Below are 19,870 nucleotides of genomic sequence, written 5' to 3' on the forward strand. Positions count from 1 at the left end.
ACCATGCATGCATATCCATCACCCGCATCTCGCAGATGCCTGCTTTCGGCCTTCTGCGCGGCAGCGCTGGCGGCCGCAGCCGGCGCCCCGGCGCTGGCCCAGGGCACGGACGCGTTTCCCGAGCGGGAACTGACCCTGATCATCAACTACGGCGCAGGCGGCAATACCGACGTGGCCTCGCGCGCCATCGGCAATGCCATGGAGGGCCTGCTCAAGAAGCCCGTGGTGCCCAACAACCGCGCGGGGGCGCAGGGCACGCTGGGCGTCTCGTCGCTGGCCCGGCAAAAGCCCGACGGCTATACGCTGGGCGTGGTGACGTTTTCGACCATCGCCATCACGCCCCACCTCATGAAGGTGGACTACAAGGTCGATGACTTCGACTTCATCGCAGGCGTGGCCCGCTACCGCTATGGCGTGGCCGTGCGCGCAGACTCGCCCTACAAGACCATGGCCGACCTGGTGGCCGCGTCCCGCCAGGGCAAGGGCATCTTCTTCGGCGCGCCGTCCGCGCCCAACAACCTGGCCATGTACGAGCTGGGGCGCAAGACGGGCGGCAGGTTCGAGGAGATCAACTACAAGTCCGGCGCCGAGACCGTGGCCGGCCTGATCGGCGGTCAGGTGGACGTCATCGTGCAGAACCCTTCGGACATCGTCCAGCACGTCAAGGCCGGAAAAATGCGCCTGCTGGCCAGCGCCAGCCCCATGCGCTGGAAGGAGTTGCCCGAGGTGCCCACGCTCAGGGAGCAGGGCTACGACGTGGAGATCGACTCCTGGATCGGCCTGGCCTACCCCAAGGGCGTACCCCCGGCCCTGCGCGACAGGCTGGAGCGCGTCGCCATGGCAGCTGCCGAGGGCCCCCAGGTGGCGCGCATCTTCGAGTCAGCCGGCGTGGACCCGGCGCCGCTCACTGGCGCCGAATACCGCAGAAAGCTGGTCCAGGGCCATGAGTCCATGGGCGCGGCCATCAAGGCGGCGAATCTGCCGCGCATGAACTGAGGGCGGTCCGGCTGCCTGCCAGCCTTGATGCACGGGTACTGCTGCAGCATGTGCCGAAAGATCATGAAGGGCCGCTCGTCGGCTGGGGAGGACCCGTGCCCGTGCCAGTGCCCGCGCCCGCGTGCGCTTTGCTAGATGCTGCCCTGGTCGACCCGCCGCGACAGCGCCTCGGCGCTCTCCCTGCGTTCGCTGTACCGGTCTACCAGGTAGCCGGTGCAGTCGCGCGTCAGCAGGGTGAACTTGACCAGTTCCTCCATCACGTCCACCACGCGCTCGTAGTAGGGCGAGGGCTTCATGCGGCCTGCGTCGTCGAACTCCTGGTAGGCCTTGGCCACCGACGACTGGTTGGGGATGGTGAGCATGCGCATCCAGCGGCCCAGCACGCGCATCTGGTTGACGGCGTTGAAGGATTGCGAGCCGCCCGAGACCTGCATCACGGCCAGGGTCTTGCCCTGGGTGGGACGCACGGCGCCGAAGGACAGGGGAATCCAGTCGATCTGGGCCTTGAGGATGCTGGTCATGGCGCCGTGGCGTTCAGGCGAGGTCCACACCATGCCTTCGGCCCAGCGGGCCAGCCCGTGCAGTTCGCGGACCTTGGGGTCGCTGTCGGGCGCCGCATCGGGAAGGGGCAGGCCGTGCGGATCGAAGATGCGGGGTTCGGCGCCCATGTGGCGCAGCAGCCGGGCAGCTTCTTCGGTGAGCAGGCGGCTGTAGGAGCGCTCGCGCACCGAGCCATACAGCAGCAGGATGCGGGGCGCGTGCGTGGCCCGTGCCTGCGGCAGCAGCCGCTGCAGGCTGGGGGCGTCAAACGATTGCGGGTCCAGGTTCGGCAGCTCAGTGATTGGCAACACGTTGTCCTTTCGCGTCGATGACGGCCTGGCCGTCTTCCTTGGAGAAAGCCCCTTGCTGTGCGCCAGGCAGGATGTCCAGCACGGTCTCGGACGGACGGCACAGGCGCGTGCCCAGCGGCGTCACCACGATGGGGCGGTTGATGAGGATGGGGTGCTGGAGCATGAAGTCGATCAGCTGGGCATCGGTCCATGACGGCTCGCCCAGGCCCAGTTCGTCGAAGGGCGTGCCCTTTTGCCGCAGGACATCGCGCACGGGCAGGGCCAGGGCTACAAGCAACTGCTGCAGCGTGGCGCGGTCGGGCGGTGTCTTCAGGTACTCGATGACGGTGGGCTCTTCGCCGCTGTTGCGGATCAGGGCCAGCACGTTGCGGGACGTGCCGCAGGCCGGGTTGTGATAGATGGTGATGGTGCTCATGGCGGTCTCCGTAACCGTGTGGGTGTCAGGCGGCGGCGCCGCAGGCGGGCGCATCGGCCACAGCGCAGGGGGCGCCCTGGCAGCAGTTTTCGGTGAGATAGGCGAGCAGGTCGTTCATGGCGGCAAAGGCCGCCCGGTACAGCACATTGCGGCCCTGGCGCTCCTGGCTCACCAGTTGCGCATGGGACAGCTCCTTCAGATGAAACGACAGCGCATTGGGCGCGATGCACAGCTGCTCGGCCAGCGCGCTGGGCGTCAGGCCCTCGGGGCCGGCAACGACCAGTGCGCGGAACACGCGCAGCCGCGCTTCATGCGCGAGGGCGGAAAGGGAGCGGATGGCTTGGGTTTCCTGCATATGTCAATGATACAAGAAATGTTGAAATATTGAATTGATTGAGCGCATTCCCGCCGGCCCTGCGCCGAAGGGCGCGCAGGGCATCTCAGCGCGGCGCCAGGAACAGCTCCATGCGCTGCAGCTCCTCATCCAGCGCACTGCGAAAGGTGGCATCGCCGGGCGCCGCGCCGGCCACATAGCCGAATGACGGCTCCAGCCGGCCGTCGCGCGCCTGCAGGTTGGCCCAGCCGATTACATGGCCCTGCCAGAGCATGGGCAGGGCGTAGTAGCCGAGCTGGCGCCGGGCCGGTGGCGTATAGGCCTCGAACTTGTAGGTCCAGCCCCAGAGCAGCGTGAAGCGGCGCCGGTCCCAGACCACGGGATCGAAGGGCGCGAGCAGGCGCAGCCGCTCGTCGAAGGCATGGCGGCGCGAGCGTGGGTTCTCGTCGGCGGGCCAGTACCAGGTGGTTCCGTCTATGCGGCAACTGGCCAGCTGCTCGCGCGCCAGCTGCAGCGCTGCCTGGGTCTGTTGCGCCAGATGGGGGGCGCCGTAGCCCAGCAGGCGCACCAGGTAGGTCAGGCTGGGGGCCGGCAGCGGTGCGTACTTGCGCACCACCAGGTCGATCAGCGCGGCGGCGCGCCGGGCGCTGGCGGCGGGGCTGTCGTCGGCCGGCGGGTGGGCGATGGCCTCGTAGACGCGCGTGCCGCTGTCGCGGCGCTTGACGCGCAGCAGGCCGCGGTAGTGCATGCCGTCGAGCAACTGCGTGCTGGCGCTGCCCGAGCCGCCCCAGTAGTTCTTCACGCTTCCGTGCGAGAAATGCTGCTCCACCTCGCGCGGATGCGCGGCGCCGCGCTCGCGCACAAACGCCAGCACCTCGGCGGCCTTGCGCTGCGTCTCGGCATCCCAGGCCTTGCGGGCCTGGCGCGGGTGCATCAGCGCCAGGTGCTCACTGGGCAGAAAGCCGTAGTTGACCAGGCAGTCCTCGTCGATCGGCAGGCGCGCGTAGCGGCGTTCCAGGTCGCCGGCGCGGTAGTCCTTGACGCGGTGGCGCAGCGTCAGGTCCTGCGCCCGGGCCGGCGCGCGGATCGGGTCTGCCTGCACAAAACCCAGGCGCTGTATGGCCGCAGGCAGGGTGGTCGGCGTGAACAGGGTACGCGCCACGGCATGGCGGCGCAGGTCGTCAAGGCTCGGTTCGGTGGGCATGGCTTGATTGGAGCACGGCAGGGCCGCCGGGCGGGCCGGTCTCCGTGCCCCGCCGTACTTCCTGATCCTGCCGTGCCGCTCAGGCCTTCCTGGCGCGCCTGCGCCGCCACAGCGCGCGCAGCACCCAGCCCAGCGGCAGCAGCACCAGCACCAGCCAGGGCAGCACGGCCGCCACGAAGGTGATCAGGGCTGCCATGCTCTCGCCCAGCACATGGCCGGCATCGCGCAGCGCGCGGCCTATGGGGCTGTAGCTGGTGCCGCCCTGCACCAGGGCGCGGGTGGGCGTGAACTGGATCTGTATGTGCTGCTTGCTGGTCTGCTGCTCCAGCACCTTGCGCTGGGCGGTCATGGCGTCCAGCTCGGCCTGCGTGTCCGACAGCGTGCGCTGTATCTCCAGCAGGTCGGACATGGTGCGCTTGGTCGTGGTGTCGCGCAGCATCAGGCGCAGGCTGTCGCGGAACTCGGTGCGGTTCCTGATGCGCGCCTCCACGTCGATCACCTCGGCCGTCTTGTCCTCGCTGATGGTGTTCTGCGACACGATGGTGGCCACGCCGGCCAGCGTGCCCAGCAGCCGCTGCACATCGGCCGGCGCCACGCGCATCTCCAGCATGGCGTTGCCGGGCTGCTGGGGCGTCTCGCGCAGAAGGGATGCCGACAGCAGCTCGCAGCGCAGCGTGGCACACAGGTCGCGCACCTGGCCCCAGGCATCGGCCAGCTGCGCCTGCGGCACTTCCACGTTCAGCTCCTGGCGCACGGCCAGGAAGCGCTGGGCCATCTCGTCCTGCGCCGATGTCTCTGGTGCGGCTGCTGCCGCATCCTCGGCCTGCACGGTGGCGGCACGGCCTTGCTTCATGCCGGCGCCGCCCGCCATGGGCGCGGGGGCGGGCGCAGATTCCAGGGCTGCCGTGTCATGCCGCTGGTTGCAGCCCGCAAGGGCCAGCGTGGCAGCCAGTGCCAGCACGGCCGGCAAGGCCATGCGGGAGGGCAGAGTGGAAGGCCGGGGATGCGTCATGAATTTCCTCTTGAAAACAGGCAAGAACAGGCCGCTGTCAGGACTCAAAGCTCAAGGCTCAGGGCTTGCCGCCGGGGCCGAACATGGAGTCCACCTCGGACTGCAGCTCGAAGATGTCGGACACGGTGTAGAGCCAGTCGCCCTTTTGCAGATGGCCGGGGTCCGGCGGCGTCTCCACGCAGGCCTTGACCAGGGTGAACTGGCCGGCCGGGTCGGGCAGGAACTTCAGGCCCGATATGGAAAACCGCGCCACCCGTCCCACGCCATCGTTGTAGCGCCGGCCCCGGGCGCGCACGTCGGCCAGCTCCGCCATCTGCGGCACGTGGTCGAACACCGCGTCGTAGAACTCGACGATGGGGCTCTGGTTGGTCCGGGCGCAGCCGTGCACGTACAGGGCGTGGAAGCGCCCGTCCAGCTCCATGGCCACCACGTCGGCCGCGCGGTAGAAGGTCAGGCTGTCGGGCAGGCCCGGCGAGCGTTTGGGCGGCGCGGGCGGCGTGTCCAGGAAGTCCTGGCGAATCTGCGCCGACTTGCGAAAGAAATCATCGCTGAGCGCCACCTCGGCATTGAGCACATCGATGGCCGTGCGCGCAGCCGCGTTCAGGCCCGCGTCGGCCAGGCCGTTCCTGTGCAGCACGATCGCCAGGGCCAGCGCCGTCTTGTGCCGGTACAGCGCCGTTGCCTTGGCGTCACCGGCCTGCAGCACGCAGCTCCAGCGCCGCAGCAGGGGCGGCAGCGCATGGCCGCCGTAGTTGGCCGCAATAGCGGCATCGTGCCGGCCCAGCGCAAACGTGCGTGCCATCACGCGCGCCACGTCTTCCTCCAGGGTCTGCACAAGAGTGTCGGCGGCCAGCTTGGACAGCGCCTGGGTATGGGTCATGGCCATGGCGTCACTGGCTCCAGTTCGATGGCAGGTTCCTGAAATCCGGCCGGCGGTGGCCGCCGGTGCTGCGTTGTTCGTTGCGGTGCTCGATGCAGTGTTCGATGCAGTGTTCGATGCTCAGGTCATGGGCTTGCATGGGTCTGTCGCAGGCGCCGTCGCGCCGGGGCCGTTGGAACGCCGGCCAGTGTGCCCCAAGCCGGGCCGCAGGCGGGGCGTGGGCGCCATCGGGTCTGTATCGATCCGCTACTGGCGCGGGCTGCCGCCCTGACGTCTTGCCGTCACATGAACCGGCAAGACTCGTCATTTCTTTTTCATGCGGTTCATGTCAAAAGGGGGCGCCGCCAGCCCCGGGGAGATGCAAGATGTTCTGGGACAAGAAGCTCAGGCGCTGGGCCGAGGCTGTGCGCGCGCGGGCCGATCTGCCGGCGCGGCTGGTGCTGTGGAATGGCGAGCAGTTCGACTTCGGCCGCTTCGAGCAGCCGCGCGTCACGCTCACCGTGCGCAGCGCCTCGGCCCTGCCGCTGCTGCTGGACCCCAGCCTGGACCACCTGGGCCAGGCCTATGTGAAGGGCCAGATCGATATCGACGGCCGCTTGCCCGACATCATCGACTTCGGCTATGCGCTGGCGCGCCGCATGTCCAAGACCCAGGGCGCGGGCAAGGGTCCGGGGCGGCTGGCGCTTGCGGCGCGCGCGGCCAGGCGCTTTCGGCACAGCCGCAGCACGGACCGCGAATCCATCCAGTACCACTACGACGTGTCCGATGACTTCTACCGCCTCTGGCTGGACGAGGGCATGGTCTATTCCTGCGCCTACTTCGAGAACGGCGACGAGGACCTGGCCACCGCCCAGCGCAAGAAGCTGGACCACATCCTCACCAAGATCCGCCTGCAGCCCGGCCAGCGCCTGCTGGACATAGGCTGCGGCTGGGGCGCCCTGGTGCTGCGCGCGGCCCAGCACTTTGGCGCGCACTGCGTGGGCGTGACGCTGTCGCGCAACCAGTTCGAAGCGGCCACCGAGCGCGTGCGCGCCGCAGGCCTGGCCGACCGCATCGAGATCCGCCTTCAGGACTACCGCGACGTGCAGGGGCGCTTTGACCGCATCACCAGCGTCGGCATGTTCGAGCATGTGGGCCGCCGCAACCTGCCCATGTACTTTGCGCACATGCGCGAGCTGCTGGTCGATGACGGCCTGGCGCTGAACCACGGCATCACCTCCACCGATGCCGACGTGGGCGCCACGGCCCTGGGCGGTGGCGCGTTCATCGACCGCTATGTGTTTCCTGATGGCGAGCTGCCGCACCTGAGCCTGGCGCTGGAGGCCATGCAGCGTGGGGGGCTGGAGGTGCTGGATGTGGAGGGGTTGCGGCGTCATTACGTGCGCACGTTGCAGTTGTGGCTGGAGCGGTTTGAGGCTTGTGTGCCGGAGATTCGGGCGTTGGTGGAGGAGGAGAGGTTTCGGATTTGGAGGGTGTATCTGGCGGGGTGTGCTTATGCGTTTGAGCATGACGATGTGTCTATTTTTCAGGTTGTTTGTCGGAGGGCGGGGCAGGGGGCTGCTTCGTTGCCTTGGTCTAGGCGGTATATGTACGAGCGGACCTTGTCGTGAGGCTTGTCTTGTTCGTCTGGCGTGACGCGGGTTTGGCTTTTTTACCCTGCCGGGTGGTGTTTTTTCGAGGCCGGGTCTCGGCCCGGCGGCCGACCTACTTTCCTTTGTTTCGCCAAAGGAAAGTAGGCAAAGCAAAGGCGACCCGAATGCCCGCGACCCCTTCGCTGCGCTGCGGGGCAACCTGCGTCGGGCCGCCTGCGGGGTTCGCCGTGAAACTCACTTCGCGCTGCGCGCTCCGTTCAGACAATCACGGCGAGTCAGATGACGAAGCAGTCCTGTCCTGCGGCAGGACTGCAACCCCGCAGGCGGCCCGACGCAGGCGCGGGCATACGGGAGGGGGGAGCGGAGCGGACTGCCCCGGGGCAGGAACCGCTGGGCGCGGCTGATTGTTCTGGTTTTCTGGATGATCCATCCCGGCTGCGCGGGTTTATCGCGGGGGGCTGGCTGCCTAAGCTGGGTGCTTCATCCAAGCACAAGGAGCGTTTCCATGGCAGACCATTCCATTCGCGGCAAGGTGGCGCTGATTGCAGGCGGCGCCAAGAATCTGGGCGGGCTGATTGCCCGTGATCTGGCGGGGCACGGCGCGCGGGCCGTGGTGGTGCACTACAACAGCGAGTCTTCACGGGCCGAGGCGGAGACCACGGTGGCCGCAGTGCGTGCGCTGGGGGCCGAGGCCGTGGCGCTGCAGGGTGACCTGACGCGCGCTGGCGCTGTGGAGCGGCTTTTTGCAGAGGCTGTGGACGCCGTGGGCCGGCCGGACATTGCCATCAACACGGTGGGCAAGGTGCTCAAGAAGCCGCTGATGGAGATCAGTGAGGCGGAGTACGACGAGATGGCCGCCGTCAACGGCAAGTCGGCGTTTTTCTTCCTCAAGGAGGCGGGGCGCCATGTCAACGACCACGGCAAGATCGTGACCCTGGTGACCTCGCTGCTGGGCGCGTTCACGCCGTTCTATTCCTCCTACGCGGGCACCAAGGCGCCGGTGGAGCATTTCACGCGGGCGGCGGCCAAGGAGTTCGGGGCGCGGGGCATTTCGGTCACGGCCGTGGGGCCGGGGCCCATGGACACGCCGTTCTTCTACGGCCAGGAAGGCGCGGACGCCGTGGCCTATCACAAGAGCGCGGCGGCGCTGTCGCCGTTCTCGCCTTCGGGGCTGACGCATATCGAAGACGTGGTGCCCTTCATCCGCCACCTGGTCAGCGACGGCTGGTGGATCACCGGGCAGACCATCCTGATCAACGGCGGCTACACCACCAAGTAGGAGCACCAGGTAGGAGCACCCAGTAGGCCGGTCCCGGCCGGGACTATGCTGCACGCCATGGACCGACTCGACCGATACCGGATCTTCATGCAGGTGGCCGAGATGGGCAGCTTCATCAAGGCCGCCCATGCGCTGGACCTGCCACGCGCCACGGTGTCCGCCGCCGTGCAGCAGCTGGAGGAGCAGGTGGGCGCAAGGCTCCTGCACCGCACCACGCGCCAGGTCAGCCTGACGGCCGATGGTGCCCAGTTACTGGAGCGTGTGCGCCCGCTGCTGTCAGAGGCCGAGGACGTGGAGCAGATGTTCCAGGCCCGCACGCGCCAGGCCACGGGCCGGCTGCATGTGGACGTGCCCAGCCGCATCGCGCGCCGCCTGCTGGCGCCTGCGCTGCCGGGGCTCATGCGCCGCCACCCGGGGCTGCAACTGGTGCTGGGTTCGTCAGACCGCGCCATCGACCTGGTGCAGGAAGGCGTGGACTGCGCCGTGCGCGTGGGCACCTTGCATGACAGCAGCCTGGTCGTGCGCCCGCTGGGCTGCATTGCCCTCATCAACTGCGCCAGCCCCGCCTACCTGCGCGAGCACGGCCTGCCCGAGCAGCCGCGGGACCTGCTGCACGGCCACTGGAGCGTGGGCTATGCCTCGCCGCGCACGGGGCGGGAACTGCCCTGGGAATGGAGTGGGGCGAGCGATGTGGATGGGGTGAATGGGGTAGATGGGCCGCAGACCCTGGCGGTGCCCAGCCGCGTGGTCACCAACAACGCAGAAAGCTACATCGCCTGCTGCCGCGCCGGCCTGGGGCTGATCCAGATCCCGCGCTATGACGTGCAGCACCTGCTGGACACGGGGGAGCTGGTGGAAGTGCTGCCTGCCCACCGCGCAGCGCCCATGCCCGTGGCGCTGCTGTACCCGCACCGCCGCCAGCGCTCGCGCCGGCTGGCGGTTTTCATCGACTGGTTCGAGGCGCTGATGCGGCCGAACCTGGAGCCGTAGACGCAACCTCGGTCGTCCCAGTCGCTCCAGCCGCCCCGGCCGCAGGGTGGGGCTGGGCCCCGTCGTCGTCATGAATGGGCCGGTAGCCGGGCCCGAAGGACACGTCGCCCAGCCGCCAGCCCTCGCGCCGGCGAAACGCCCCCCAGAACCGCTTGAGCGTATGCCACTGCATGGCCACCAGCCCGCGCTCGTTGTCGGCATCCACCTCGGGGTCGCTCACGCCCGTGGGACGCACGGGCTCGTCGGTGTACAGCGCGGTGCCAAACAGCATGTCCCACCAGGGCAGCACCTGCCCAAAATTGCAGTTGTGGCGCGTGGGCCGTTCAGGGTCGCGCAGCATGTGGTGGTGGCGGTGGAACAGCGGGCCCACCAGCACGCGCTCACCCACGCGGCCCAGCCAGCCCAGGCGCAGCCGCACATTGGCATGCGAGAAGTTCTGCACCAGCTCGCTCAGCAGTCCCAGCAGCGCAAACTCCGAAGGCTCCACCCCCATCGCCAGCCCCACCGTGGCCAGGATGAAGGACTGCAGCATGCCGTCCAGGTAGTGGCTGCGGTCATTGCTCCAGCAGCTCATCTGCCGCTGGCTGTGGTGCATGCTGTGCATGGCCCACCACCAGGGAATCACATGCTGGGCGCGGTGCATCCAGTAATACACCAGGTCGTAGACCACGTAGTACACCAGGAACAGCGCCACCGGATGGTCCGCAAACCACGGCACCCAGTGCTTGAGCCCCGTGGCCTCCTCGGCCGCAGGCCCGCCGCCCAGCATGCTGGCAAACGGCATCAGCACCAGAAAACTGAACAGCGGAAACAGCCCCAGCAGCATCAGCAGCGTGTAGTTGCGGTCCACCGTGGTCAGCCGCCGGTCGCTCCAGCGCTCGGCCGGAAACAGGCTCTCCAGCGGCCGCATCACGCCTGCGATCAGGAACAACTGCAGCCCGGCAATCAGCACCGCCTCGGCAATCTCACGCGGATCGCCGGCCGCCTGGGCGATGTCCAGCCAGTGAACGGTGGGGGTTACGGCGTGGGTGGCGAGCCAGGTGATGGCTGCCTGCCACAGCTCGGTCAGTGAAGTCATGTCTTGTGCCTGCAAGAAGGGCCGGGGGAGGGCTGGGGGTTGCGGGCGGGATTATGGGGTGGGGATGTGGAGGGAGTGTGTGGGGGAGACAGAGGGGCCTGCAATCGACCGGTTGAATTCACACGCAGTTGCGGCCAATCAGGCTCCCAAGATGAATGACTGCTCGATGCCTAGGAGCAGCCATTTCGTGAAATGATGAAGTAATTGTCCGAGGTCTGAAACCGTCTAGGAAAATCTGATCAATTCAAATATCCGAGAGTTGCCCCACATCTATGGCCTCGGCATTCGAGATGTTCCCCGCATTGAGGAAGATCTGCCGTGAGTCAGCTCCTGATGCGCACCTGACCGCGTAGTTCAATGGGGATCAGCATCTTGTACTTATTCATGATGGACTGATAAATTGGTTGACCCATTTCGCTGGCGACCGTGACGATTAGTACATAGGGCAGTGATGGAGCTTCATCATTCTTCACCGGCAGTCCATCCTCGCGCGCACCATGCTTCACGTCAAAGCAACTATCTAGCAGCAAGGATGCATCTACTGTTTCAGTTGCATGCATCATCGTTTCCCACTTGCTGCCATGCTTGCGTAGGTTCTGCTCGTAGTCCGATGATTTGCCAAAAAATTGCATTGATGCTCCTTCGCTCTTTGGCTTGAAGGTTACACTGAGTCCATGCTGTGTGTAATTGACAGGATTGGCCGCTTCCACAGGGCATGCGAAGCAAAAGGTTGCGGTGATTGTGATCTTGGTGCCCATAGCAACAGGCGGAATTGGCAGTTGCATGCGCATCGTTTCGCCAGCAGGAATAAATCCTTGATAAAGCACGCTGACCTGGTTATCGCCATAGGTTAGAAGATTTTCGTGATTTTCTGGGAACTGCCCCCATCCAACCTCTGATCGCAAATCCTTCTGGGCGTGGTCTGCGTTGTGCACCATCAGTGCGCGCATTGCAGTTGCAGATAGTGGAGTCTTGCTCAAGGCCATTGCCGCTGCTGCGGTGCGGAGCGCGAGAGGTGATGCATAGCTGGTGCCATACAAGCTAGTCAGTCCACCGGCCATAGGGCTGAAAAGAACCAATGGTGTGCCTACTGTTCCGCCGAATGCCAATCCATCAGGTTTGACAACACCAGGAGAACGACCTGGTCCGTATCCACTAAACGGGGCACGGGCGATAAAAAAGTCCTGTGAATTGGCTGCACCTACTGTCAGAGCGTTTACTGCATCACCTGGCGGCTGCAAGCGGCCCATCTCACCTTTTTGGTGACCATTATTTCCTGTTGCCACCGCCATCAATGTTTTTCCAGAAGCTAAGTGCTTGTCCAACATCACGGTCCAGGCATGCGGATGATCATCATCCATAGGAAAATCAGGGCCTAATGACAGGTTGGCGCAGTCAATATCGTTACTAGCCAAGGCGTCGTCAATGCGACGCATGCAGTCATAGAGGTCAAAGTCTCCATTATCAGCGCTCCCGAGAACGCGGTAATGCGTCACATTGAAAAAGGGGCGAGGCAGTTGGGTTGTTTCATGATTTAGTGCACCAAATAGCAATGCAGAGGTCACTGTTGTGCCATGCGCCAAAAATCCTGCATCTGTTTCGTGCAGTGCTTCAGGGATAACCTCATTGGTCCACTTGGAAAAATCCGAGACTCCCAAGCCACCATCGAATACAGCCACCTTCAAGTCAGGATTCTGGGCTCCTTCTGTTGGCAGTGTAGGTTGCTCTGTTGTCAAGTGTTGTTTGAGGGGTGGGCGGTGCATTCGCAGAGCTGGTAGTCGGCGTATTGCCCGCAAGGCAGTAAATGCAGCAAATTCCTCTAGTTTGCTGCGTTGTGCTATGCCAGGCATAAAGATCAGTCCAGGTGCTGCTAACAATTTGTCTCGAGCCAGTTTCGTTCCGCAAGCACTAGCATGTTTTTCCAAAGCATCAAGTAGAGCTTCGTCGGCAGTTTCTTCGGCGTGGACCAAAATTTCAATGGGGACTAACTCCTCCTGCCCGTCCATTTTTAGTAGGCGCTCCTGCGGGGAGAGAAAGCGAATGCCCTCAATCTTTCGCAGATCCTTGTCTTGCTCTTTGGTGATCTTTGCCGCCCAAAGCAGTCCCAACAAGTTATCAAAGGCTCGACGGTCTCCACATACGTAAAGGTCGGCGGTGAATTGATCTCCATCTGGTGGTTTCTTGCGAGCATCCTTTTTGGGTTTTACCCATGCGGATTTGCTACCTAGCACTCGTAGGCCTGCCTTCTCAAATGCTTTGTGTGGCATCTTCCATTTAGAAAGAAAAGCAGGATGAATGGTGAAAACAGCGGTCGCTTTACCTGCGGGTTTCGCGGTTGTAGGGAGCTTGTCAATCTGCTCAGCAATGTCACGCAAGGCGGGCGACAGATGGCTGCGTGCTTCGTCCAAGGTGTAAGGCAGCACAGTTTTATCTACGACCACCATGTCTGGCCTGGGAAGTAATCCTGTAAGCACCGTGCCATTGCCAATGAGCAGATTCGTCTTAGCCATTCAAACCCTCCTTGATCTTTTCGATCGAACGCCTAACCGTGGTATGAGAAACATCCAGCTCATCTGCGATCTCTCGTAAGGTAAAGCCTTGTTTGTGTTTGATAAATCTCTCTAAATCTCTCTGATCGCGCAGCTGCTTAGTCGAAGGCTCTTGGCTTTCCAAGTGACGTAACAACATATTGCACAGTTCGTAATGAAACTCAGTGTTATTAAGTAGAGCACTTTTGTGCGCAGAATTAATCGTTCGGTTGAGAGTTGCGAGAGTTCTGCCTTCGCCCTGTTGGGCAATAACTTGGGCTAACTCAGGATCAACACCCCCAGCAACCAGTAGCGCTGTGCGCTGTTTATGGTTCGGTAGATCAAACTGTAAAGTCACATCAAATCGGCGCCAAACTGCAGGATCAAGTAAATCGCTATGGTTGGTTGCGGCAACCAGCAAGGATGTGGGCTGCCAATCATCAATCGTTTGCAAGATCACCGTTACCAAGCGCTTGAGTTCGCCCACGTCGCTGTCATCATCGCGGCGCTTGGCGATCGCGTCGAACTCATCAAGAAGCAATACACATGGCTGCTCTTGCGCATGCGACAGCACAGCGCGCACATTGGCGCCTGTTTTACCAAGATAGCTACTCATCACGCTAGCCAGGTCCAGCGTCAGCAGTGGCAAGCCCAACTTGTATGCCAACCAGCCTGCAGTCATTGTTTTTCCAACACCAGGTGGGCCGCTTAGTAACACGGATCTCACTGGCGTGAAGCCCGCAGCCATCAAACGGTCGGCAGATTGATGTTCACGAAGCAATTGATCTACTTGCTCTTTGAGCTTTGCAGTCAGCATGGGCTCTGTGCGCAGCATGTCCGCTGGGTCTGTGCGGACAAGGGGGAGCTTAGAGTCAGCGTCGACAGGGGCTGCTAGTTGAGGCTGAGCACGGCGCAAAGCGTGCTGAGCATTGCCTGCAACCAGAGGAGCAATAGCGCTGGCCAGGGACTCATCAGAAGGACGTACCAAGCTGGCGAAGCGGCGGGTGCGCATTTCAAGAGCGGCACCGCCGACCTTGATGGCGTCTTGCAGCAGTTTGAGTAGTTCTTCTTGGGCTTTAGGGTTCACGGTCTACCTCGTGGCAATGTATGCCGGGTTCTGGAACGCATTCTATAGGATGGTTTGAGAAAAATGTTCCAAGTCGAGGTTTTTTGATGATTTTATTTTGTAAGTTGTTGATTTATAAGTTTAATTTTTTCTGTCTCCTTGTTATTTTTGGAACATTTGCGTGGTTGAAGAGGTTCTTGGCGGTGGGCGGGCAAGGGGTCTTGCAGCACAAGCGCCATCTTTGCTCGTTGTCGGTGGGAGCCGTCGAAAGACGCCATACACAAAGCCTCTACTGGCGCGGGCAACTGTGCTCCGCCGTGGCGTGGAGCGGGTGGAGAATCTGTCTACATGGGCTCCAGAGGCCGGCCCCGCCAAGCGGTGACCTCGGCCATGACGTCCTCGGTGACCGAGCTGATGAACTCGGGTGAGACCTCGGTGCCATATTGCTCGGCGAGGAAGCCCTGGATCTCGCGCACGGTCATGCCCCGGGCATACATCGCGACGATCTTGTCGTCTAGGCCGGTGAAGCGGCGTTCGTGCTTGGGGATCAGCAAAGGCTCGAAGCTGGCATCGCGGTCGCGTGGCACGTCGATGCGCAGCGGTCCATCCTCGGTCAGGACGGTCTTGCCGCTCCTGCCATTGCGCTGATTGCTGGTCTGCTGGGACTTGGCATCGCGGCTCTGATAGCCCAGGTGCTGACCCATCTCGGCTGCGAGAGCGCGTTCGATCAAGGCCTTCTGAAGGCCATCGAGGCGGCATTGACCGCATCAGCGGTCATGGGCCCCCGGACAAACTGCTCGATCAATTCTTTAGGGATTGTTGGCAATGCCGGCAAGGGATTGCCCGTCTTCTTCAATTTGCTTGGCATACATGCTCCTGCTCTTCATGTTATGCCTCGAACGCAAAAATCCTGACAGGCCCACGAGGGGTCCTGTCTCCTTGAGCCGTCGCTTGGCATCGAAAGACCCTCAGGGTGCAACACACTGGCACAAATCGGTCTCCACTAAGGCCATGAAGTAGAGCGCAGTGCCGGGCCGCTTAGAATTGTGTCAATCGTGCATAAACGTATCAAAAAGCAGGAGGATTCAATGTCATACCAAGCACAAATCAGTCGGACCAGCCCGACCGCATTTCTTTTCGTGGTCGATCAATCCGGCTCCATGGCCGACAAAATGTCATCTGGCCGCTCAAAGGCCGAGTTTGTGGCCGACGCTCTTAATCGCACGTTGGTGAATTTGGTCACCCGCTGCTCGAAATCCGAGGGTGTACGCGACTACTTTGATGTCGGCGTGATCGGCTATAGCGGCACGACCGTCGGCAATGGCTTCACCGGCCCGCTGAGCGGCAAGATTCTCAACGCCATTTCCGAGATCGAGCGCAGTCCGCTGCGCGTGGAAGACCGCAAGCGAAAGATGGATGACGGAGCCGGCGGCATCATCGAAACGAGCATCAAGTTCCCCGTGTGGTTCGAGCCCAGCGCCAATGGCGGTACTCCTATGCACGCGGCCTTGACCAAGGCTGCCGAAGAACTTGTCGCCTGGTGCGACGCCCACCCGGAGAGCTATCCACCGACTGTGCTGCACGTCACCGACGGTGAGTCCAGCGACGGTGATCCCGAGGCTATTGCCTCTCACCTGGGCCAAATCCGAACTAACGACGGCGAAGTCGTTGTGCTCAATATCCACGTCAGTGCGCTCGGCGCCGAGCCCATACGCTTCCCGACCTCTGAGTCCGGGCTCCCCGACAGCTACGCGAGGATGCTCTTCCGTATGTCCAGCCTGCTGCCCAAACATCTGGTTGATTTCGCCAAGGACAAGGGCCACGCAGTTACCTCGGAGTCGCGCGGCTTTATGTTTAACGCCGAGGCGGCTGAAATCGTCGATTTCTTCGACATCGGCACCCGCGCGTCGCAATTGCGCTGAGCCCCCGATGAAGCGAGAGTTTGCGGGCACCTGCCCAAAGGAGTCGCAGGAGCCCGAATCGAACGAGGACCAGAGCGCTTTCGCCGAGGACTGCTCGCGCTTCGCTCTATGCGATGGCGCCAGCGAGTCTTACAACTCGCGCCTATGGGCCAAGATGCTCGCAGAGAAGTTCGCGGCCAACCCGGCGTTTGGCCCGAAGTGGCTCGCTGAGGCACTGCGGGACTACATCGCGGGACACGACTTCGAGGCGATGACTTGGTCGCAGCACGCGGGCTTTGACCGCGGTAGCTTCTCGACGCTGCTGGGCGTCGAGTTCGACTCTGAGCGCCGAACTGTAGACGTGTTGGCTATCGGCGACTGCGTGGCCGTCTTGGTCGATGGTGAGCGCTTTGTCGAGGCTTGGCCCTTCTCCGATGCCGAGCGGTTCAAGGACCCCCCTACTTTGCTGGCGACCAAGTCTGAGCACAACGCCTTCGTGTCGGAACTGGGTTTTTGGACGCAAAGCTTCAAGACGTTTCACCTCGGCGCGCTGGCGGCCCCGCGCCTGGTGTGCATGACCGATGCTCTGGCCGAGTGGACTTTACGTGGCGTCAGGGACGGTGAGTCCACGTTGGGCAGGCTACTGAGCCTTACGACTGAGGCCGAGCTCGTCGAGCTCGTGCTGGAAGCGCGCGCGGCCAAGCGTATGCGCGTCGACGACTCGACCCTGGTCATCGTTTCCTTCTCTACACCAAGCAACACCGATGTCCTACCCGTCGCTTGAGCAATATAACAATGCCTTCCAGCGCCATGCGACGCTGCTAGTGGACGCCGAGCTCAAGGGCGGTACGCTCTCGACCACGAGCTTTGGCCTGCCGCTAGTGATCAGCGGCGGCTTCGCGCTGACTTACACCATCACGGCCGGGCAGAGGAAATACGCAGTCCGCTGCTTCCACCGCAAGTCCAACGAGCTCGAACGCCGGTATCAGTCCATCTCCAAGCGCTTGGCTGCGCTGAGGTCGCCCTACTTCCTGGACTTCCAGTTCCAACCGCAGGGCATTCGCGTCGACGGGGGCATTTACCCTATCGTCAAGATGGCCTGGGCCAAGGGCGAGACCCTCGGCGAGTTCCTTGAAGACAACTGCTCCAACGCTACGGCCCTGGGCAAGCTTTCCGATGCGCTTGTGGCCATGGCGGCCATGCTGGAAAAAGAGCGCATCGCTCACGGCGACCTGCAGACCGGCAACCTGATGGTTTCTTGCGGAGGCTCGTCGGTCCAACTCATCGACTACGACGGCATGTATGTTGATGAAATCAAGGACTTGGGCAGCGCCGAGGCTGGACACCTCAACTTCCAACACTCGCAGCGCAAGTCGGCCAATCCCTTTGGGCCGACGCTTGACCGCTTCTCTCTAGTAAGCCTGTACCTCGCACTCAAGGCTCTGCGTGTCGACCCGTCCCTTTGGCGCAAGACCAACTCCGAAGTCGATGCCATCCTGTTTCGGGCCAACGACTTCGCAGCGCCGAGCTCATCGCCCGTCTTCTCGCTGCTGGCGGCCAACAGCGAGCTGGCCGTAGATGCCAAGAACTTCGCCGCAGTTTGCATGGCCTCCATCTCCCAGGCGCCGAGCTTGGCCGATTTCATCGCCGGCCGCAGCATCCCCCAGACCCTCTCGGCGATTGCGTTCAATGAAGCGGCAGCCACCAACGCTCCGACGCTCGGATACGTCGGCGCGTATGACGTGCTGTCGGCTGCCGATTTCTCCCTGTGCTTGAGGCATGTCGGCGACAAGGTCGAAGTCATCGGCAAAATCATCGAGGTCAATCTCGCCAAGACCCGGCGGTCCGACAAGCCCTACATCTTCGTCAACTTCGGAAACTGGCGAGGCCAAATCTTCAAGGTGGCCATCTGGCCACAGGCCATGGCTATTTTGAAGAACCACCCTGACAAGTCGTGGGAAGGCAAGTGGCTCACCATCACGGGCCTGATGGAGCCGCCGTATACCAACGCCAAGTTTGGCTACAAGCACCTCTCGATCAGCATCAGCGCCAACGGCCAGATGACGTTGATCTCCGAGGCCGAAGCTCAGCGTCGTTTAGCAGGACCAGGCGTCCGCTCGCGCGCACCCATCGCATCCAACCAAGACGCCCTCGCGCGTATCAAGCAACAGGCAACACAGACTAGGATCGCGCCATCACCGAGGCCTTCGACGCCGACTCCCCGGCCTGCAGCGCCGCCGCTGTCACCGAACGAGGCGATCCTCGCGAAGATTCGGGCAACTGCGCCGCCCGCGCCGACCACACCGCAGCCTACTGCGCGCAGAGCACCGTCAACTCCTCCAACCGGCCAGCCTCGATATACGCAAAGGCTGCCAATGCCGTCGAGACCCAGCAGCCACCAGCAGCCAGAGGGCTTTCTGTCCAAGCTGTTCAAGTTCCTCTTCAAGTAGGCCGTTTTTGGCTAACGTGCGCTCCCGCACCAATGAAAGACGGGCCGATCAATACGCAACTGACCCCAGTTGAACGCCGGCGTGTCCTTTCCAATCCATATGACGAACAATCTCTTTACCCCTGAGTTGATCCAAGCAGTCAGCGACTGGCAACGAAAACCGAGGGACCGAATGCAACGGCACAAGCGTGCCCTTGCTCTTCAGGAGCATTGCTTCAAGCTCCCCAACGAGTACCGCCAAACAAGCCTCACCTGCTACCGCCAGATGTCTTTGGACAAGAAAGGGGTATGGAAGCTACTCGGTCATCAGTCTTTGGACGAGCAGGTGTCGTCTTGGACTTTAGACATGGGTTTTGCGAAAGCGCTTTTGGGAGGTGTTCCGCAGGTCGCTACTGGCTATCAGGAGGTGATTTTTGCAATCTTCCCAAAGCCCGATCAGGTCGTTGTAAATTTGAAGATGCTGCTTGATGACGAAGAGTTCAAGCAGGCAGTAGAGGCACACAAGGCCGAGATTAACTTTTTCTCGGAAGGCCTTGGCAAGTACAAAAACGACCAGTCAGAAATCGTACTGAACGTGGGCGAACTTTTAGAAGCCGACATCTGGAGTTTTGGAGGCCGCTCAAGCAGCTTCGAGGAGCTGGTGAAATTAGCATTCCTGCATATCCATAACCGCGAGCCAAGGGATGAGCAAGAGCTCAGCGTGTTCCGTGCGGAAAACTCTGAGATGGAGTGTCATGCAGGTGCTAGCTGGTTAACGCACGAATCGACATTGAACGTGCTGAGGCGGGTGCGTCCTCAGGCGGACGAGCTTCTCGCTCGCAAGGAAAAGGAAGAGCGGCTACGGCGGGAAGCGGATGCTGAGATCAGAAGTTGCGCGACAGGCGAATAGACATTCCGGTACTTCTATGCACTTCTGCGAGCACCACGGCCCCCGCGTCGGATAAATGAATCGACCCTGCCCTCAGAGCACATGCTAGTTTTGGGGGGGGTGTTCGCGAGGCAGAAGCATGGGTCAGGCTCGGAGTTGTAGAACCGCAAAGACGGCTTGCGAGGTTCTGACGGGGGCGTTCGAGCAAACCGAGCAGATGGAGACTGAGGTTGATCTCAACCGGCTTCGGCGTAGTCCACTGGCAGCATTCCGACTTGAAGCGGTCTCATCACATGTTCAAATTGAGCGACTGCAACCAGCCTGAACCGACTAGCCAAGGTTAGCTGGAGGCCAGTTGAATTCACTGTCGTTTGCTGACCTTAGGGATCATTGCTGCATTGATGAAATGCCGTCGCTTCGACGGTTA

General features: G+C 62.5%; 18 protein-coding genes and 1 pseudogene. 8 read left to right on the forward strand and 11 right to left on the reverse strand.

All coding sequences use genetic code 11. The features are described 5' to 3' along the window. Positions 1–3: 3 nt before the first annotated feature. A complete protein-coding gene (locus DACI_RS11425; protein WP_012204208.1) occupies positions 4–996 on the forward strand; it encodes a tripartite tricarboxylate transporter substrate binding protein in 993 nt (330 codons plus the stop codon). Positions 997–1,127: 131 nt separating this feature from the next. Here DACI_RS11425 and arsH read toward each other — a convergent pair whose 3' ends face one another. The 7 genes from arsH to DACI_RS32715 form a co-directional block, all read right to left on the reverse strand. After that, the gene (arsH, locus tag DACI_RS11430; protein ID WP_012204209.1) at positions 1,128–1,844 is read right to left on the reverse strand and encodes an arsenical resistance protein ArsH; all 717 of its coding nucleotides are present in this window, start codon (positions 1,842–1,844) and stop codon (positions 1,128–1,130) included. After that, positions 1,831–2,262: an arsenate reductase (glutaredoxin) gene (gene arsC / locus DACI_RS11435; RefSeq protein WP_012204210.1), complete on the reverse strand. Its 432-nt coding sequence runs from the start codon at positions 2,260–2,262 to the stop codon at positions 1,831–1,833. Before arsC ends, arsH begins: the two co-directional genes overlap by 14 nt. 25 nt (positions 2,263–2,287) lie before the next feature. Continuing rightward, positions 2,288–2,617 (reverse strand): ArsR/SmtB family transcription factor, encoded by a 330-nt coding sequence (locus DACI_RS11440; RefSeq protein ID WP_012204211.1) that lies wholly within the window; start codon positions 2,615–2,617, stop codon positions 2,288–2,290. A gap of 85 nt (positions 2,618–2,702) precedes the next feature. Next, positions 2,703–3,800, reverse strand: a complete 1,098-nt coding sequence (locus DACI_RS11445; protein ID WP_012204212.1) for a DNA glycosylase AlkZ-like family protein — start codon at positions 3,798–3,800, stop codon at positions 2,703–2,705. A gap of 79 nt (positions 3,801–3,879) precedes the next feature. Further along, entirely contained in the window at positions 3,880–4,812 is a 933-nt protein-coding gene (locus DACI_RS11450; protein ID WP_012204213.1) for a DUF4349 domain-containing protein, read from the reverse strand. A gap of 58 nt (positions 4,813–4,870) precedes the next feature. Next, entirely contained in the window at positions 4,871–5,698 is an 828-nt protein-coding gene (locus tag DACI_RS11455; protein WP_012204214.1) for a hypothetical protein, read from the reverse strand. 4 nt (positions 5,699–5,702) lie between these two features. Continuing rightward, entirely contained in the window at positions 5,703–5,831 is a 129-nt protein-coding gene (locus tag DACI_RS32715) for a hypothetical protein (RefSeq protein WP_264080305.1), read from the reverse strand. 226 nt (positions 5,832–6,057) lie between these two features. Between DACI_RS32715 and DACI_RS11460 the strand changes: the two genes are divergently transcribed. The 3 genes from DACI_RS11460 (at position 6,058) to DACI_RS11470 (ending at position 9,553) form a co-directional block, all read left to right on the forward strand. Further along, positions 6,058–7,302 (forward strand): SAM-dependent methyltransferase, encoded by a 1,245-nt coding sequence (locus DACI_RS11460; RefSeq protein ID WP_012204215.1) that lies wholly within the window; start codon positions 6,058–6,060, stop codon positions 7,300–7,302. Positions 7,303–7,789: 487 nt separating this feature from the next. After that, complete coding sequence (locus DACI_RS11465) at positions 7,790–8,563, forward strand: SDR family oxidoreductase (RefSeq protein WP_012204216.1); 774 nt, start codon at positions 7,790–7,792, stop codon at positions 8,561–8,563. A gap of 57 nt (positions 8,564–8,620) precedes the next feature. Further along, positions 8,621–9,553 carry a LysR family transcriptional regulator gene (locus DACI_RS11470; RefSeq protein ID WP_043783328.1) on the forward strand — a complete coding sequence of 311 codons (933 nt, stop codon included), beginning with the start codon at positions 8,621–8,623 and terminating at the stop codon, positions 9,551–9,553. On the opposite strand, the gene DACI_RS11475 is transcribed toward DACI_RS11470, so the two are convergent. The 4 genes and pseudogenes from DACI_RS11475 to DACI_RS11490 all read right to left on the reverse strand — a co-directional run. Continuing rightward, positions 9,507–10,631: a sterol desaturase family protein gene (locus tag DACI_RS11475; protein WP_012204218.1), complete on the reverse strand. Its 1,125-nt coding sequence runs from the start codon at positions 10,629–10,631 to the stop codon at positions 9,507–9,509. The two genes, DACI_RS11470 and DACI_RS11475, sit on opposite strands and share 47 nt — an antisense overlap. A gap of 323 nt (positions 10,632–10,954) precedes the next feature. Next, entirely contained in the window at positions 10,955–13,141 is a 2,187-nt protein-coding gene (locus DACI_RS31160) for a S8 family peptidase (RefSeq protein WP_080518185.1), read from the reverse strand. Then, positions 13,134–14,246 (reverse strand): AAA family ATPase, encoded by a 1,113-nt coding sequence (locus DACI_RS11485; protein WP_043781238.1) that lies wholly within the window; start codon positions 14,244–14,246, stop codon positions 13,134–13,136. The genes DACI_RS31160 and DACI_RS11485 overlap by 8 nt, the downstream gene beginning before the upstream one ends. 326 nt (positions 14,247–14,572) lie before the next feature. Further along, positions 14,573–15,093 (reverse strand): annotated as a pseudogene (locus DACI_RS11490) (transposase); the annotation flags it as partial. Between the two features lie 220 nt (positions 15,094–15,313). Here DACI_RS11490 and DACI_RS11495 point away from each other — a divergent pair. The 4 genes from DACI_RS11495 (at position 15,314) to DACI_RS11510 (ending at position 19,464) form a co-directional block, all read left to right on the forward strand. Beyond that, the gene (locus DACI_RS11495; protein ID WP_012204221.1) at positions 15,314–16,147 is read left to right on the forward strand and encodes a vWA domain-containing protein; all 834 of its coding nucleotides are present in this window, start codon (positions 15,314–15,316) and stop codon (positions 16,145–16,147) included. Between the two features lie 7 nt (positions 16,148–16,154). After that, positions 16,155–16,910 carry a hypothetical protein gene (locus DACI_RS11500; RefSeq protein WP_012204222.1) on the forward strand — a complete coding sequence of 252 codons (756 nt, stop codon included), beginning with the start codon at positions 16,155–16,157 and terminating at the stop codon, positions 16,908–16,910. Continuing rightward, positions 16,891–18,576, forward strand: coding sequence for a serine/threonine protein kinase (locus tag DACI_RS11505; protein WP_012204223.1), 1,686 nt, complete (start codon positions 16,891–16,893; stop codon positions 18,574–18,576). Before DACI_RS11500 ends, DACI_RS11505 begins: the two co-directional genes overlap by 20 nt. A 99-nt stretch (positions 18,577–18,675) precedes the next feature. Further along, positions 18,676–19,464 carry a hypothetical protein gene (locus DACI_RS11510; protein WP_157059644.1) on the forward strand — a complete coding sequence of 263 codons (789 nt, stop codon included), beginning with the start codon at positions 18,676–18,678 and terminating at the stop codon, positions 19,462–19,464. Positions 19,465–19,870: the final 406 nt, after the last annotated feature.

This window comes from Delftia acidovorans SPH-1 (assembly GCF_000018665.1).
Classification (GTDB): domain Bacteria; phylum Pseudomonadota; class Gammaproteobacteria; order Burkholderiales; family Burkholderiaceae_C; genus Comamonas; species Comamonas acidovorans.

Coding starts and splice junctions, on each gene's coding strand:
- DACI_RS11425 (WP_012204208.1), top strand. CDS start 4: ATGCATGCATATCCATCACCCGCATCTCGCAGATGCCTGCTTTCGGCC.
- arsC (WP_012204210.1), bottom strand. CDS start 2,262: ATGAGCACCATCACCATCTATCACAACCCGGCCTGCGGCACGTCCCGC.
- DACI_RS11440 (WP_012204211.1), bottom strand. CDS start 2,617: ATGCAGGAAACCCAAGCCATCCGCTCCCTTTCCGCCCTCGCGCATGAA.
- DACI_RS11445 (WP_012204212.1), bottom strand. CDS start 3,800: ATGCCCACCGAACCGAGCCTTGACGACCTGCGCCGCCATGCCGTGGCG.
- DACI_RS11450 (WP_012204213.1), bottom strand. CDS start 4,812: ATGACGCATCCCCGGCCTTCCACTCTGCCCTCCCGCATGGCCTTGCCG.
- DACI_RS11455 (WP_012204214.1), bottom strand. CDS start 5,698: ATGGCCATGACCCATACCCAGGCGCTGTCCAAGCTGGCCGCCGACACT.
- DACI_RS32715 (WP_264080305.1), bottom strand. CDS start 5,831: ATGCAAGCCCATGACCTGAGCATCGAACACTGCATCGAACACTGCATC.
- DACI_RS11460 (WP_012204215.1), top strand. CDS start 6,058: ATGTTCTGGGACAAGAAGCTCAGGCGCTGGGCCGAGGCTGTGCGCGCG.
- DACI_RS11465 (WP_012204216.1), top strand. CDS start 7,790: ATGGCAGACCATTCCATTCGCGGCAAGGTGGCGCTGATTGCAGGCGGC.
- DACI_RS11470 (WP_043783328.1), top strand. CDS start 8,621: ATGGACCGACTCGACCGATACCGGATCTTCATGCAGGTGGCCGAGATG.
- DACI_RS11475 (WP_012204218.1), bottom strand. CDS start 10,631: ATGACTTCACTGACCGAGCTGTGGCAGGCAGCCATCACCTGGCTCGCC.
- DACI_RS31160 (WP_080518185.1), bottom strand. CDS start 13,141: ATGGCTAAGACGAATCTGCTCATTGGCAATGGCACGGTGCTTACAGGA.
- DACI_RS11495 (WP_012204221.1), top strand. CDS start 15,314: ATGTCATACCAAGCACAAATCAGTCGGACCAGCCCGACCGCATTTCTT.
- DACI_RS11500 (WP_012204222.1), top strand. CDS start 16,155: ATGAAGCGAGAGTTTGCGGGCACCTGCCCAAAGGAGTCGCAGGAGCCC.
- DACI_RS11505 (WP_012204223.1), top strand. CDS start 16,891: ATGTCCTACCCGTCGCTTGAGCAATATAACAATGCCTTCCAGCGCCAT.
- DACI_RS11510 (WP_157059644.1), top strand. CDS start 18,676: ATGACGAACAATCTCTTTACCCCTGAGTTGATCCAAGCAGTCAGCGAC.